The 15,524-nt window shown below is 63.3% G+C and carries 14 protein-coding genes; 8 read left to right on the top strand and 6 right to left on the bottom strand.

From position 1 onward, the window contains the following. The first annotated feature begins 3 nt into the window (after positions 1–3). The 4 genes from PCO31010_RS21725 (at position 4) to PCO31010_RS21710 (ending at position 3,019) form a co-directional block, all read left to right on the top strand. Positions 4–978: a branched-chain amino acid ABC transporter permease gene (locus PCO31010_RS21725; protein ID WP_150666095.1), complete on the top strand. Its 975-nt coding sequence runs from the start codon at positions 4–6 to the stop codon at positions 976–978. Continuing rightward, entirely contained in the window at positions 975–1,745 is a 771-nt protein-coding gene (locus tag PCO31010_RS21720) for an ABC transporter ATP-binding protein (RefSeq protein WP_150666094.1), read from the top strand. Before PCO31010_RS21725 ends, PCO31010_RS21720 begins: the two co-directional genes overlap by 4 nt. Next, positions 1,742–2,452: an ABC transporter ATP-binding protein gene (locus tag PCO31010_RS21715; RefSeq protein ID WP_039396980.1), complete on the top strand. Its 711-nt coding sequence runs from the start codon at positions 1,742–1,744 to the stop codon at positions 2,450–2,452. The genes PCO31010_RS21720 and PCO31010_RS21715 overlap by 4 nt, the downstream gene beginning before the upstream one ends. Before the next feature lie 207 nt (positions 2,453–2,659). Next, positions 2,660–3,019: a helix-turn-helix domain-containing protein gene (locus PCO31010_RS21710; RefSeq protein ID WP_150577059.1), complete on the top strand. Its 360-nt coding sequence runs from the start codon at positions 2,660–2,662 to the stop codon at positions 3,017–3,019. A 72-nt stretch (positions 3,020–3,091) separates the two neighbouring features. On the opposite strand, the gene PCO31010_RS21705 is transcribed toward PCO31010_RS21710, so the two are convergent. Both PCO31010_RS21705 and PCO31010_RS21700 read right to left on the bottom strand, forming a co-directional pair. Continuing rightward, positions 3,092–4,048, bottom strand: coding sequence for a LysR substrate-binding domain-containing protein (locus PCO31010_RS21705; RefSeq protein ID WP_150666093.1), 957 nt, complete (start codon positions 4,046–4,048; stop codon positions 3,092–3,094). Between the two features lie 11 nt (positions 4,049–4,059). Then, a complete protein-coding gene (locus tag PCO31010_RS21700) occupies positions 4,060–4,707 on the bottom strand; it encodes a TetR/AcrR family transcriptional regulator (protein WP_174985030.1) in 648 nt (215 codons plus the stop codon). A 1,295-nt stretch (positions 4,708–6,002) separates the two neighbouring features. Here PCO31010_RS21700 and PCO31010_RS21695 point away from each other — a divergent pair. Then, positions 6,003–6,269, top strand: coding sequence for a glycine zipper 2TM domain-containing protein (locus tag PCO31010_RS21695; protein WP_246184715.1), 267 nt, complete (start codon positions 6,003–6,005; stop codon positions 6,267–6,269). A gap of 93 nt (positions 6,270–6,362) precedes the next feature. Continuing rightward, entirely contained in the window at positions 6,363–6,935 is a 573-nt protein-coding gene (locus tag PCO31010_RS21690) for an EF-hand domain-containing protein (RefSeq protein ID WP_150666091.1), read from the top strand. 141 nt (positions 6,936–7,076) lie between these two features. Here PCO31010_RS21690 and PCO31010_RS21685 read toward each other — a convergent pair whose 3' ends face one another. The 4 genes from PCO31010_RS21685 to PCO31010_RS21670 all read right to left on the bottom strand — a co-directional run bounded on the left by PCO31010_RS21685 (position 7,077) and on the right by PCO31010_RS21670 (position 12,711). Then, on the bottom strand, positions 7,077–8,444 hold the full coding sequence (locus PCO31010_RS21685; protein WP_150666090.1) for a DUF3100 domain-containing protein: 1,368 nt from the start codon (positions 8,442–8,444) through the stop codon (positions 7,077–7,079). Between the two features lie 729 nt (positions 8,445–9,173). Next, positions 9,174–10,688: an aldehyde dehydrogenase family protein gene (locus PCO31010_RS21680; protein ID WP_150666089.1), complete on the bottom strand. Its 1,515-nt coding sequence runs from the start codon at positions 10,686–10,688 to the stop codon at positions 9,174–9,176. A gap of 99 nt (positions 10,689–10,787) precedes the next feature. Next, positions 10,788–11,762, bottom strand: a complete 975-nt coding sequence (locus PCO31010_RS21675; protein WP_281357769.1) for an NAD(P)-dependent oxidoreductase — start codon at positions 11,760–11,762, stop codon at positions 10,788–10,790. 40 nt (positions 11,763–11,802) lie between these two features. Continuing rightward, the gene (locus tag PCO31010_RS21670; RefSeq protein ID WP_150666087.1) at positions 11,803–12,711 is read right to left on the bottom strand and encodes a VOC family protein; all 909 of its coding nucleotides are present in this window, start codon (positions 12,709–12,711) and stop codon (positions 11,803–11,805) included. Positions 12,712–12,884: 173 nt separating this feature from the next. Here PCO31010_RS21670 and PCO31010_RS21665 point away from each other — a divergent pair, with 173 nt between their 5' ends. Both PCO31010_RS21665 and PCO31010_RS21660 read left to right on the top strand, forming a co-directional pair. After that, a complete protein-coding gene (locus tag PCO31010_RS21665; protein ID WP_150666086.1) occupies positions 12,885–13,823 on the top strand; it encodes a LysR family transcriptional regulator in 939 nt (312 codons plus the stop codon). A 594-nt stretch (positions 13,824–14,417) separates the two neighbouring features. Then, positions 14,418–15,482 carry a porin gene (locus tag PCO31010_RS21660; protein WP_150666085.1) on the top strand — a complete coding sequence of 355 codons (1,065 nt, stop codon included), beginning with the start codon at positions 14,418–14,420 and terminating at the stop codon, positions 15,480–15,482. The last annotated feature ends 42 nt before the right edge of the window (positions 15,483–15,524 follow it).

The raw sequence follows: 15,524 nt of genomic DNA, 5'->3' as shown, positions 1-15,524 counted from the left end.
GAAATGAAACTCAACCTACGCACCGCCGTGCCGATACTGCTGCTAGTCCTGCTGGCGCTGGTGCCCATTTACGCGACGTTTGCTCAGCAACCGTTCTTCCTCACCCTCTTCGGCCGCATCGTGGTGTTCGCCATCGCCGCCGTCTCGCTCGATCTGATTCTCGGCTACGGCGGCATGGTCAGCTTCGGGCATGCCCTGTATCTGGGCCTCGGCGCTTACGTCGTGGGCATCATGAGCTTCCACGGCATCGATAACGGCTTCCTGCATCTGGGCGTGACGCTGGTGCTGTGCGCGCTCGTCGGCGCGCTCACGGGCCTGCTGTCGCTGCGCACGACCGGCATCGCGTTCATCATGATCACGCTGGCGTTCGCGCAGATGTTCTACTTCCTCGCCGTGAGCCTGAAGCAGTACGGCGGCGACGACGGCTTGCCCGTCAACGCGGGCAGCCGCTTCGGGAGTGTGACGCTCGACGACCCGGCGGTGCTGTACTACGTCGCGTTCGCCGTGCTGTGCCTGTGCGTGTGGGCGGGCCGCCGTCTGGTCGAAGCGCGCTTCGGCATGGTGATTCGCGGCGCGCGTCAGAACGACCGCCGCATGCGCGCCCTCGGCTACCCGACGCTGCGTTACAAGCTCGTGGCCTACGTCATCAGCGCGATGGTTTGCGGCGTGTCGGGCATGTTGTACGCCAATCTCACGCACTTTGTCTCGCCCGCCTATATGGCGTGGACCGCTTCGGGCGAACTGATTGTGATGGTCGTGCTGGGTGGCCTCGGCTCGTTCTTCGGGCCGGTGCTGGGCAGCGCTGCGATGCTGCTCATCGAGGAATGGCTCAAGGGCATGACAGAGCACTGGATGATCATCTTCGGGCCGCTCATCGTTGTGGCGGTGCTGGTCTCGCGTCGCGGTCTGTACGGACTGCTGGGCGACCTGCAAGTGCGTCTGTCGCGTCGCACGCGCACCGTGGAGGGCAAAGCATGAGCCTCCTTCATGTCGACCAACTGGTCAAACGCTATGGTGGACTGACCGCCACCGATCACTTCTGTCTCGACGTCGCACCGGGCGAGCTGCACGCCATCATCGGACCGAACGGCGCGGGCAAGAGCACGCTCATCGGCCAACTGGCGGGCGAGCTGCGCTCCGACGAAGGCAGCATTCATTTCGACGGGCACGACATCACCTCGGTGCCCATCGAGCAACGTGCGCGTGCCGGGCTGGCGCGCTCGTATCAGATCACCTCGGTTTTCCGGGAATTCACGGCGCTGGAGAACGTGCTCGTCGCCGTGCAGGCGATGCAGGGGCATAGCTTCGGCTTCTGGCGTCCCGCGATCCGCGAAGCGGCACTGGTCGAACCCGCACGCGAAATACTGGCGCGCACCGGGCTGGCCGCTCGCATGAACGTCCCCGCCAGCGCGCTTGCGCACGGCGAACACCGTCAGCTCGAACTGGCGATGGCACTGGCTGGCCGACCGAAACTGCTGCTGCTCGACGAACCGATGGCCGGGATGTCTCAGGCCGAGTCCGAACAGATGACGCACCTGCTTGCCGACCTCAAGGGCGACTACGGCATCGTGCTGGTGGAACACGACATGGACGCCGTGTTTGCGCTGGCCGACCGCATCACGGTACTCGTCTACGGACGTGCTATCGCCTGCGGCGACGCCGACACCATCCGCCGCGACGCGGGTGTACGCGAAGCCTATCTCGGGGACGAAACCCGCAACGAAATGCTGGGAGCGACAGCATGAGCACCTTGTTGTCTTTATCCGGCGTCGAGTCGTACTACGGCGCGAGTCAGGCGCTGTTCGGCATGCAACTGAACATCGAGCGCGGCGCTTTCGTCACCCTGCTCGGGCGTAATGGCATGGGCAAGACGACCACCGTCAGGTCGATGACGGGGCTGATGCGCCCCGCACGCGGCGAGATCGTGTTCGACGGGCAACCGGTACACGCCAGTCCGTCGCACCGCATTGCGCGGGCGGGCATGGGACTGGTCCCCGAAGGCCGTCAGATATTTCCCACGCTCACCGTGCGCGAAAACCTCGTGGCGACCGCTGGCAACCGGCATGGCGCGGCGTCGCCGTGGACGCTCGAGCGTATTTACGGCCTGTTTCCGCGTCTGCGCGAGCGGGAGAAAAACCTCGGCAGCAATCTGTCCGGCGGCGAACAACAGATGCTCGCCATCGGCCGTGCGTTGATGACGAATCCGAAATTACTCATTCTGGACGAAGCGACGGAAGGCCTCGCTCCGCTCATTCGCGGTGAAATCTGGCAATGTCTGAAGCAACTCAAAGGCAGCGGCCTGTCGATCCTCTGCATCGACAAAAATCTGGCACCGATGCTCGAACTCGGCGACCAGCACTACATCGTCGATAAAGGCCGTGTGGCGTGGCAAGGCGACTCGTCGAAGCTGCGTCAGTCGTTGCCGGAATTGCAGGCCTACCTCGGGGTCTGAGGCGCAAGCCAAGCCACGCGCATCCCCTGTCTGCGTACACTCTACGGCACCTCGTCTCCACGAGGTGCGTAGTACTCGATAGGTGTCAGACGCGAAAATCGGGAGTGTTTTGTGAAAGCACCCAGCAAATGGATGTGGTGCAATCGGCTCCGCTTGATTGCCTTTGCAAGCGCACCCGATCCACAACTAACGACACCGGTCAGGACTATGGCTTACACCAATACGCCTTCGAATCCCTTCCGCTGGCTGCTCACGCAGGACACCGGTGCGCCGCCGCCCGCCGAGCCTGCTCACGTCAAGAACGGGCTCCCTGCGGACCTCCCGCTCAACATCAAGGAGCTGCCGCGTACACCGCTTCCCAAGCTGGAAGTCTTCCCCGACGAGTTGCTTGCCCTGCGCAAACATCTGGGCATGTCCCGTAACGTCTTCGCCCACTATCTCCGGACCAATCCCCGAACGCTGGAGAACTGGGAGCAAGGGCGTGCACGCCCGAACGCCCAGGCCGCCTGCCTGATACGGCTGGTCCAACAGAACCCGGGGCTGGTGTCTTCGCTCGCGCGCCTGTAAGTCCTTGCGTCGCGGGATGAAAAAAGGGCGTACCGATTCCTCGGCACGCCCTTTTTCTGTGTTCCACGACCGCTACGGCTTAAGTCCGCATGCCTCGCGCAAGCAGGCGACGAAGCGCGCACAGGCCGGACTGGGCGACTTGTCCGCGCGTAGCGAATAGCCGACGTCGCCAAAGCTGCCCGACATCGTGTCGGCAAGCACGCGCAGCAAGCCCGACTCCACGAACGGTGTGGCCGCCGCACGCGGCATGAGCGCGACGCGAGGCGTCTCCAGCATCAGGCCGATGTTGGTGAGCACTGAGAGCGATTCCACCACGTCTTCCGGCAACGCGAGCCCGGCATCGTGAAACAGACGCTCCGCCGCCAGACGCGAGGGCGACTCGGGCACCGGCAGAATCCACGCGCCTTCGCGCAGTTCAGCGAGCGGCACACGGTCCGGCAGATGCGTCCAGTGACGCTTGCCGCCGATCACGCTAAGCGATTCGTTAAAGAGAATTTCGTGAGTCAGTGCGAAGGCGTTGGCCACCGGCAGCGAGCGCTCGGGCAAGCGTCCCACCACGATATCCAGATCGCCGCTGGCCAGCGCCGGAAAGAGCTGTGCAGTCGTCGCTTCACGCACCGTCACCAGCACGCCCGGCGTACGCTCTTTGAGCATGGCGATCGTGCGCGGCAACAAGTCGGCGGCGGCCGAAATGAGCGTGCCGACAATCACATGCCCGCTCGTGCCCGCACTGAACGCGTTCACTTCGTCCGTCAGGTAGCGCAATTCGGCCATCAGCGATTTCACGCGATGGCCCAGCAGCTCGCCGAGTTCGGTCGGTTGCATGCCGCGATTGCTGCGCACAAAAAGCGGGCCTTCGAAACAGGCTTCCAGCTCATGCACGATCTTGCTCACCGCAGGCTGCGTAAGTCCGGTTTCGTTAGCGGCGCGCACGAGCGAACCCGTTTCGAGCACGCGGTCGAAGACCTGAAGCTGGTGAAACTTGAGCTTTCGTCCGAGATTAAGGGCTGTCCAGGGAAGTGATCGCATCGGCGTCCTGTTCAGGCTGTCGCAGTCGTTCCGGACGCCGTCACCGAATCTGCCCCCTGCGGCGCAGGCGCCGACTCAGCGGGCTCCGTCGACAGGAAGGCAGCAACGTACTCCTCGAGCATGGCCACGTCCGGCAGCGAGGCCGGGTTGACATGGAGGTTCACGAGGCACCCGTCGAAGGTCAGCACGAGCATGTCGATAAGACGTGCGCGTCGCACACCATCACGCGCCAGACTCGGCGCACAGGCCGCCAGCATCGCCGACAAGCGCTCCCTGAACCACTGAAGCAACGACGGATCGTAGGGATCGCCCGGCGTCACCGTGGAGAGCGCCTGCACCAGATTGTGCGAGAAGCCGTTGTCGAGCCTCGGCGTGTCGACTAGCAGGCCAGCGAGCAGCGTGCGCATGCGGGCATGCGCGCCGTGTGCCGACATGACTTCCGATTCAAGCGTCGTGATACGCGCCTTGAACCATTTGTCGTAGACGCAGAAGAAGACTTGCAGCTTCGCAGTGAAGTAGCTGTAAATGTTCGCGTGCGAAATTCCTGCACGCTTGGCGATCTGCACCATTGTGGTGTCCACATACCCTTTTTCGAGAAACAGGGCATGCGAGGCTTCGAGAATGGCGAGACGAATGTCTTCTTTCTTGACTTGTGGCATATGTGAGCCTGCACCGTTAGGCGGGGCACCTCGATCGTTAATTCTCAACGTCCGCTGACATCGATACACAATGTCAGCGCGCACAGTATGCCAGCGCAAACGCAGCTTGCGGCGAAAACTAAGCGCAAACACTCCCCCGGACTTTCCCGGTATTTCCACGCACACGACGCGAATTACGATGACAGACATCGCGTAATGCGTGGGGTTATCGCAAGTTGGCCGCATGCCGCCGGAAAACCGCTTTGCCGCCGACGTCGCCCATCCGATATTTCAAAATTGAACAATTTCGATGTCATGCATTTCTCGCATGGGAAGCGCATCGACGCACCGGAAGTTTCGTATATGAACGCGAATACAAAATGAATACGAAAATCGCGCTCCGAAATCGGCAGATACCCATATGAGTACGCACTTCACGTATCCGACGCTCACGCCTTCGGCTTAAGCACATTTTGTTCGATCCGTAGGCATACACCGTCAGCGCACTCCTACATTACTTCGGACTGCATGAAATATGAGATGTGTTGTGTGCAGCGCAATATGCCCTCAAAGCCGCGTGAAACGGTGCATCGCGAAGCAATTACAAAGATTTACAAGATGCAGCGATCCAAATCCCACAATCTGCGTCCAACCTGGGTGGATCGTTTCGATTCACGCAATCCATGATGGCGAAGGGCGGGACAAACACCGCGCTCGAACGGAGGTCATGATGAGAATGAACCGTGAAGGTGTTGCCAATACAGAGGTGGCGTGTGACATGAAGTCGCGCATTGCCAAGGTGTCCTCAGCAGTCGGACTCGCGTCGGTAATGTTGACGTTGGCAGGTTGCGCGTATGAAGCGCCGCCTCAGCCGCGACTGCCGTACCGAGGTATCGAAAGTACGAATCCGTCATATCGATCGGCGGATCCGAACTGCGGGCCACCGCCGTATGCGCCGGGTTCTGCGTGCAGCCCGTATGCAGCCCCCGCGGCACCGGTCCCGAACACCGACGCCTACGGTCGCCCTTATCCGCCGACGGACGCTTATGGCCGCCCGTATCCGACAGATGCACAGGGACGACCGTATCCGCCGCCCCCGCCTCCGCCGGCTTATCGGGAATCGAACCCGGCCGACGGCGTGGCCGCGCCGGAGAACGGCTCGGCCACAGCCCACTGAACGTCAGCCATCAACGTCGAATCAACGAATTTACGAACAGCAGGCGGTGCGCCATCTGGCAGCGAGTCGAAGCCGACGGACCGCGAACTGCTTGCGGATATCCCGGGGCCTGGCGCCCCACCCGAAGGAGTCATGCGTCATGAAAACCACACAACGACGGATCTCGCAAATCTCACGTCTTTCGCGCTCGGTCGCCCCGATCCTCGTGGGCGCTGCGCTCATCGGCACGCTGGCCGGTTGCGGCGGGATGACCCCGCGCGAATCGCGTAATACCGCAGTCGGCGCTGGCGTCGGCGCACTGGGCGGCGCCCTCATCTCCGGCGGTGACCTCGGCACGACCGTGGGCGGCGCCGTCGTCGGCGGCGTGATCGGTAATGTCATCACGGACGATCGCCGTCGTCGCTGATCCATGCCGAAGGCCGACGGCAGCCGACTGCTGTCATTAAGGGGCGATGCACGGCCCCCGCTCAACTGACGATGCAATAAGGAGAAGCGAGCTATGAACTCCCAGGACACCCTTCGCCAGCGTACGCTTAGCACGCTCAAGACACGACGCCTCGGCCGCCGGACCCTCGCTGTCGTGACCGTTTGTGCGGGCGTGGCCGCCCTGTCGCTGGCCGCGATGCCGAGCTTCGCACAGTCGGGCATGCCGCCCGTCAACGGTGTCGTGCCGACCACGCCGAATCCGCCGCCACCGCCCACGGCAGGCCCGGACTACGGCGACGCCGCCGATCAGAACGCCGCACTCGGCCTGTACCTGCAGCGTTCGTTCGACGCCATCGATACCAATCACGACGGCAAGATCGACCGCAACGAATGGGCCGCGTATCAACGCAGCCAGTTGCAGGCACGTCGCGCCACGTTCGAGCGCTATTTCAAGGCGGCCGACAAGGATGGCGACGGTTATCTGAGCCGCGACGAAGCCGCCGCCTCGGAGCCGTTCCTGTACCAGCATTTCGACGAGATCGACGTCAATCGCGACGGCAAGCTCTCGGCCGCGGAAATCCGCAGCTTCTTCCGTCGCTACTATCACGACCGGGCGCAGGCTGACGCCGCTACGACGAAGCCATGATTTGCCTCCGCCTTAAAACACGAAGGGCCGGGCCTGCATACCGCAGGACCCGGCCCTTCGCTTTCCAGCATTCCAGCTATTGCGTCTTCCGACTGCCTGCGAAAGCGCGACCTGTCACCGTCGCGCGTTCGCCATCAGGCATTACACGTGGAAGAATTCGGCGATGATCGCGGCACCAAGGAACGTACCGGCGTTCGCGAGGAACGACACAACCACGATGCGCCAGCCCAGACGACGGAAGGCGGGCACGTCCTTGGCAACCGACAGACCGGCGTAAGTCAGCATCGGCGTGACCAGCGACAGGAAGTTGATCTTGCCCGTGAACTGCTCGACGACTGGCGCGAACGGGAAGGCCGGCGACGTCAGGAACATCGCGATCAGCGACACCCAGCACACGGCCGGCACCTTGCGGCGCGTGACGAAGTACAGCGCTTCACCCACAAGCACGGCACCGATGATGATCAGCATGCCCGGCACGCCGTCGAGGAACGGCGTCTTGAAGGCCATGCTGTTGCCGACCAGCGCAAGGGCGCCCGAGAAGAACCATGCGAACAGACGTGCGCCGAAGTTCATCTCGACGGTGTGCGCCTTGCTGGCTTCCTTGAGTTCCTTGGCGGCTTCGGCGTCGGCCACGGCAGCGGCTTCGGCGTTGGCACGGCCACGCTTGCTCATGCGGCCCAGCACCGGCTCCATCACGCGGTAGCCCCACACGGCGAGCGGCAGCGAGATGAACAGCGTGAAGTACGTGCCGATGGTCGTCGTGATCAGGTTCGACGCAGCGGCGAACGTGGCGACTTCCTTGGCGACTTCCGGCGTCTGCTGTGCGGCAATCGCACCCGCAGCAGCGGCCATCATCGAACCCGAGCCCACACCGGCGCCCATGGCGAGCGAGTGCGGATGGAACAGGTTCAGGCTGGCGACGAAGCCCGCGAACAGCGAGATGAACACTGCACCGAAGATGGTGCCCGTCAGGTACTCGGCCAGCACGCCACGGCCTTCCGGCGAATCGAAACCGTACTTTTCGCCGATGATCGCGAGGCTCGGCTCACGGCCGACCGAGAAGGTCGCGCCAATGGCTTCGCGCTTGATGCCAAGCATCAGTGCGACCGGCAGGCCCAGAATGATCGTGCCGACGAAGTGGCCGAACTCCTGGAACACCAGCGCCCAGCCGGCGGCCACGAGCTTGGGCAGCGAGCCGCCCACGAGCAGGCCGAGCTTTGCCACGAACAGCAGCAGCGCCGGTTGCAGAATGGCGGCTGCCTTGTGCTGCATCGACAAGTCGATCTGTGCGAAACGCGGCAAGCGCGCCTGCGACAGGCCCAATGCCGCGCCGAGCAACAAGGCCCAGACCATCGGCAACAACACGATCTTGCCGTGACCGGCATTGATGCTGATCGCACCGATCAGCTCCGCGACCACCAGGATCACGATTGCCCAAACATACAGGCGCACGCCATCGCTGAAGGCGCCTCCCTGCGGCTTGGCCGCTTTTTGTTCCATGACTGCCATCTGGGTCTCCACTGCACTTGCTATTGAGCCGGTCCGATGCCGTGCGCCGTCGAGCTATTCGGCGGGTCGGCCACCATTTCGGTAGTTAAGGAAGTTCGGCACGCCGTCCGTCCGGTCCACTCCGTCGATCCGATCCTGACGGGATACACCGGCGAACTCTTGGGGCATGGCGGCTGAACGCCCGCCATGTTGGCATACCTTAGGGTCTGTTCACATTAATACGGGCTCGTGAACGTGTTCTACCGGCTGGCTGGCAAGGCGCTCGCAGCTTGCTTGGTCGCCCCAAGCAAGCTGCGGGCAACGCCGCCAGACGGCCGGTAGGGCACGTTCCCTTCGGGTTGTCCACCCAAAGGGGCGATCGCGGCGTCATGATCCTCGCGAATATTACCGACATTCGCTTCGGCTCATTCCTTGCGCTCGCCCCTTTGGCCGGGCAACACGAGCCCGTATTAATGTGAACAGACCCTAGTGACAGCAACAGCGTAATCAATCCCCCGCGCCGAACCACCCGAGGGCGGCATTATACGCGGTCAAAAACACCGTTTCGGCCCCCTGTCCCGCAGGCTGAAACGCTCGCATGCCGGACAACGTCTCACGACCGGTGCCCGGCAAACTCACTACCCATTTATTGCCCTATCGCCACGCGTTCCCGACAACTGAACGCACGATGACAGCAATTCCCACCGGGCGACTGCGGGCTTTCGCCCCCGGCCACCCGGGGTGTCACGCTCAGACGTAGCCGAACGGCGTGGCCGGGTTGGCAGCCGTCTCGACCCAGACGCTCTTCGTCTGCGTGTACTCATACAGCGCTTCCACACCGCTGGAACGGCCATAACCGCTGTGGCCGTAGCCGCCGAACGGCGAGGCGACGTTGATGGTCTTGTAGCCGTTGATCCAGAACGTACCGGCGTTGACCTGCGACGCCACACGGTGCGCGCGGGCCACGTCCTGAGTCCAGACGGCACCGGCCAGACCGAACTCGCTGTCGTTCGCAATCGCCAGCGCTTCTTCTTCCGTGTCGAACGGAATCGCGACGACCACCGGGCCGAAGATTTCGGTGCGGGCCACGCCCATCGCGTTATTGGCATCGGCCAGCACGGTCGGGCGCACGAAGAAGCCGCCGTCGCTGCGTTGCTGCGAACCGGCGGCCAGACGCGCGCCGCCTTCGACGCCCGCGTCGATCATGTTCATGACGTGCTGATACTGCGTGCGGTTGCAGATCGGACCGACTTCGGTGGTGTCGTCCATCGGCTCGCCCACGCGAATCTTTTCCGCGCCACGCGCGAGCATGTCGATCATCTGGTCGTACACGCCGCGCTGCACCAGCAGACGCGAACCGGCCACACAGCTCTGACCCGCGCTCGAGAAGATGGCGGCCTGCGCACCGAGACAGGCACGCTTGAGGTCGGCGTCGTCGAACACGATGTTGGCCGACTTGCCGCCCAGTTCCAGCACGCTCGGCAACAGACGTTGCGCAGCGGCCGTGGCGATCTTGCTGCCCGTGGCGGGCGAGCCGACGAACACGACCTTCTTGACGACCGGATGCGAAATCGCAGCTTGGCCCGTCGTATGGCCGAAGCCGGCGAGCACATTGATGAGACCGCGCGGCACACCGGCCTGCTCGGCAAGGGCGGCAACGACCAGCGAGCTGGCCGGCGTGAGTTCCGACGGCTTGAGCAACACGCCGTTGCCCATGGCGATCGCCGGGGCCAGTTGCCAGCCGCACGTGAAGACCGGCGCGTTCCACGGCGTGATTTGCAGCACCACGCCCATGGCTTCGCGACGCGTGTAGTTCAGGTGGGTGCTCGGCACGGGAATGACATCGCCGAAGAACTTGTCCGTCCAGCCAGCGTAGTACTCGAACATCTCCGCCACCTTGCCGACTTCACCACGGCAATCGCGGATCGGCTTGCCTGCGCCGATGGACTCGAGCTGGGCAAGCGCTTCGGCGTTTTCGCGAATCTTCGCACCGACGGCTTGCATCACACGACCGCGCGCGGCGTGCGTGAGCGCCCACCAGGTCTTTTGTGCAGCTTGCGCGGCATCGGCGGCTTGCGCCACGACGGCGGCACCCGCATCGCGATAGGTCAGCACGGTCTGGCCGGTGGCCGGGTTCACGATGTCGATGTTCGACTCACCCGAGCCTTCAACCAGTTCGCCATTGACGAACGAGCCGATGGTGGTGGCGTTGGGGAAAAACTTGGCGAATGCGCCGAGCAAAGCGGTGGCTTGTTGGTCTGCCATGAGAAAGCTCCGTGCGATGCGCACTCAGGTGCGCATCGTGTCGTCAAAACAAAAAATCAGAGAGGTACGTCGTAAAGCATCGATGCAGGTGCGCGGCGCTCAGGCGCGGCCCGGCTCGATGAATTGCACGATGCGGTTGAAGTCCTCGTCGTCGCCCACGGTCGCGGCGCTCGCGGCCCACAGGCGTCCGACTTCCGCCGACAGCGGGCCCGTGGCGAGCGTGCCCGTCTGCTCGGCCAGCGCCATGGCCAGACGCACGTCCTTGCGCATGAGCTTCATCGTGAAGCCGGAGTCGAAGGCGTCGTTCAGGATCCACGTCGGATAGTTGGTTTGCGTGATGCCACTGCGGCCCGACCCGGCGTTCAGGCCTTCGAGCACTTGCTCCGGGGCAACGCCAGCAGCTTTCGCCAGACGCATCGCTTCACCGGCCACCACGAGGTGGGCGGCGCACATCAGGTTGTTGATCAGTTTGGTCACGTGACCGGCACCCACGTCACCGATGTGCACGCGCTTGGCCGACATGGCGGCGAGCACCGGCTCGATGCGGGCGACGTCTTCGGCCGAGCCGCCCAGCACCATCGTGAGTGCGCCGTTCAGCGCGCCCTTCGGGCCACCGGAGACCGGCGCGTCGACCAGGGCAATGCCTTTTTCGCGCAGCGTCACGGCCAGCGCGCGGGTGCTTTCCGGATCGGCCGTCGACGTGTCGACCACGACCAGACCTTCACGCCCGTTCGCGGCGATGCCGTCCGCGCCGTTCACCACGGCCTCGACGACTTGCGACGTCGGCAGCGACAGCACGAGGGCGTCGGCTTCGCGAGCCAGTTCGGCGACCGACGCGCGCAGACCGATACCGGCCTGCGCCAGCGCGGCACCGGCGGCCGGCGACGGATCGAACCCAAGCACCGTGAAACCGCCGCGCTGCAACGACAGCGCCATGCCGCGTCCCATATTGCCCAGTCCGACCACTCCGATGATTTTCATGTTGACTCCAATTTGACTGCGAAGATGACGCCGCCCCCACGGGCGACGCCGCGTTGCTCGACACCGCCCGTGACATCCGGTCGGTGAGTAAATTCAGGGGATCGTTATGTGTTGATGCGTTTTGCGGCGGGCGCTAGTGATTGACGAACTCCAGCACCACATTGCCCGCGAATTCGGGCTCCACTACCAGTCCATGCTCGTTATAGCCATAGGGCACGCCGTTCTCCCGCCACAACGCCTCGACGTGCGCCAGATCCGGCGTGAGCAGCGTGATCGCCACGGCGTGCGTGCGTACGCCCTGCGCCATCGGCAGGCCTACGGCGGCATAACGCGCTTCGGCGCGCTGCGGCGACATCGCCCGCAAGTGCCCGCACCCCGTGTCGGCCACTGCGCCGCCGTCGTACAAATCGACGTGGCGCGCACCGTACATGCGCTGCCAGCGTGTGGCGAGCGTGCGCAACGACACCGTGTCGGGCGTCACGTACGTAATACCGACGATGCCGGTGACACCGTTCGCGTGGTTCTGCCACTCGGGCACCCAGATCAGCTCGGGGCGATGCTGGTGGCAGATGAAATTGGAAGCGTCACCGAGCGCGTCGTCGATGAACAGGCCCAGCGCCACCACGGCCTCGTCGGGCGCGCCATCGGGTTTGCGCATCGCGCGGCGAAAATCGATGATGCCCTGCGTCTCCAGCCCGGCCTGCGTGAGGCGGGTATGGTCGGCGCGAGCGTCCTTACTGTGCAGTGCAACCAGGGAGACGCCCTCTTCGCGGGCGAGGAAGCTGCAGAGATAGCGTCCGAAGCAGAAGTCGCCAACGGCGTTCGTGCCGAACTTGCTCGCGTCGTCCACGCCGATCAGTTCGATGAAGTTGTCGCCGAACATCATCAGCGACGTGACCGTGCCCCACGGGTGATACGAGACCGGCGACGGGGCAAATCCCATGCGCTCGTAATGCGCCAGCCGCCGCGGATGGTCATGGACCGTCACCAGCGGATGATCGATGCCGAATCGCGAATTGCGCGGTGGAATCGTCAGGCTCATCGGGTGCCTCCGAGGGGTGAGTGGCGCGGAATCGGACCGCCGACACCGGGCCTCGCCTGGGTTCGTTGCACGGCGTCGGGGCCGATCCGCATGCTTCGCAGTGTGGATTGAAAAAAAATGACGCTCAATGACAACGCTTGAACATTTTTGTTCTAATTATTAGTCTTTAGGGCATGACACCCGCCATCAACGAAAGCCGTCTGTCGTATCTGTTCGAAGCCGTCCAGTGCGGCACGGTGCGCGCCGCCGCCGACAGACTCGACATCGCCCCGTCCGCCGTCAGCCGCCAGATCGCCTTGCTGGAGGCCGAATTGGCGCTACCGCTCATCGAACGTCACAAGCGCGGGGTCCACCTGACGCAGGCTGGCCGTTTGCTCATGGAGTACTACCGCGAGCAGCGCGCGCACCAGGAGGACTTGCTCGCCAAGCTTCAGGAAGTGCGCGGACTGCGGCGCGGCCATATCCGGCTGGCCGTCGGCGAGGGCTTCGTCAGCGATCTGATGGGGGCGCCGCTGCAATTCTTCTGCAAGCGCTATCCCGACATCACCCTCACGCTCGATCTCGCAGGGACGAACGAAGTGATGCGGCTCGTGGCGGAAGACGATGCGGACATCGGACTCGTCTACAACCCGCCCGCCGAGCCCAAGATCGTCTCTCGCGCCCAGTTGGCGCAACCGGTGCACGCGATCGTCGCCCCCGGCTCGCCCCTGATCGCGAAGGCGGACAAGCTCGGCACGCTCACACTCGACGCGCTCTACGATGTGCCGCTCGCGCTCATGCACGGCGCCTACGGCACGCGTCAACTGATGGAACTGGCCGAGCAGTCGGAGAAGCACCGGCTCGTGCCAACGGTCACGACCAACTCGATTTCTGTGCTCAAGCACTTCGTGCGGGCCGGTCTCGGCGCAACGTTCTTGCCGACCTTTGCCGTCTCGCAGGAAATCGACGCTGGCGTGTTGCGCGCCCTGCCCATCGACCATCCGATTCTCAACAGTGCCGAGGCGCATCTGATTACGCGCGCCGGGCGACGCTTGTCCGGTGCCGCCAACCGCTTGCTCACGCACCTCGCCAGCAAGATGGAAGCCTTTGGTGCGCCGGACCGACGTGCCTGAGCCGCAGACCAAAACGGATGACTGAAACGTCCCCACGGGACTTTTCGCCACAGGAATGTCACGCCGGGCGCTTTCTGGTTGTTGGCGCGCAACAGTCGAAAAACTAAGCCTTTCCCTTATGTTGCATCAGGAGGAATTCGGATATAAAGAAGCCAATCAGGCGAAGGTGCGTTTGTATCGCGTCGAGAAATCGTACGTAATGCGAACTTAATCGACCCACAAGCTGGATCGTTACGCCCCTTCCCGCCACGCACTCCGGTCGCATGGCAGCGCGCGCATCGCGCTGTCGCCGACCCAACGCCAGTGGACTGCCATGACGACGATCTCTGAAAGCCAGAGCGTGACGTTCGAATTGTTCGAAGTGTCCGAAATGGATATGCAGAACGTGCAGGCATCACTCGCAACCGGCCGCGTTCCCCCACGCGGCGCCCGTTGCCCAGGCGTCCCCGCTTGCCGATTTCTCGTCACTCGTAACGAAATTTCAGGCTTTTCCGCCGATGTCTGTGCACGCCCCCGCGCGGGCGTGTCGCGACGACGACGGGCATAACCACGCAAAAGAAGGTGCGGGGCAAAACGCAACCTGGGGAGCAGATCATGAAGAAGAAGCTCATTGCAGCAAGCCTGCTTTGCGGCATCGGTACGTTTGCGCACGCGCAATCGAGCGTGCAACTCTATGGCCGCGTCGACGGCGGCTTTCAGTTCATGAATAACTTGCAGGACGGCAACGGTGGCACCACCTCGCGCTTCAGCGCACAGGGCGGCGACTACGGCACGAGCCTGTTCGGCCTGCGCGGCTACGAAGATCTCGGACAGGGATTGCATGCGGTATTCAATCTGGAAGGCGGCTTCCAGTTGATGAACGGCTACAACAACAACGGCTCGGGTTCGATCTTCGACCGCCGTGCCCTGGTCGGCTTCAACTCCCGCTCGTGGGGCCAGTTGACGCTCGGACGCAACCTGTTCATCAGCAACGGTGTCTGGGACTTCGATCCGTTCCAGCAGCAGGCCTTCTCGTCGGCGTCGCTGGTACGCGGACGTAACTGGCCGCAGGCGAGCAATACCGTCAATTATCAAAGCCCGAACTGGCGCGGGTTCGACATTGCCGGTCAGTACGCCTTCTCCAACATCGCCGGGCAGTTCAACAACGGCCGTGGCATGGGCGCACAGCTGACGTACACGCACGACCGGTTCCAGTTGCGCGCGTTGTATGACGAAATTCGCGACACCAACGGACGCTTCACCGACATATTCGCTACCTCGCGGGAATATTTCGCCGGTGCGAATATCTTCCTGAACCGCTTCACGATCTCGCTGGGCTACACGCACATGTCCGCGCCGGACGCACCCGCCCCCAACTTCGCCACACGCGCCGACCACTACTGGGCCGGGGTGAAGTATCAGGCGACGGCAGCGTGGGCCGCAAACGCGGCGGTCTATCACGTCAACGTGGCAGGCGGCTTCGGGCACGCCACGATGGCCGAACTGGGCACCACTTACAACCTCTCGAAACGTACCTTCCTGTACGGCACGATCGCGTACGTGATGAACAGCTCGGGCCAGAGCTTCTCGGTAGCGGCAATTCCGAGCGACTCGCTGGACAATCCGCCTGCGGGCAAGAACCAGATGGGTGCCTACATCGGGGTGTCGCACTCGTTCTGACGACATCGACGCACCACAGAAATAACAAACCGCCCGGCGTTG

The sequence above is a fragment of the Pandoraea commovens genome (assembly GCF_902459615.1).
Lineage (GTDB): Bacteria > Pseudomonadota > Gammaproteobacteria > Burkholderiales > Burkholderiaceae > Pandoraea > Pandoraea commovens.
This window is presented reverse-complemented; position numbering and strand designations above follow the sequence as displayed.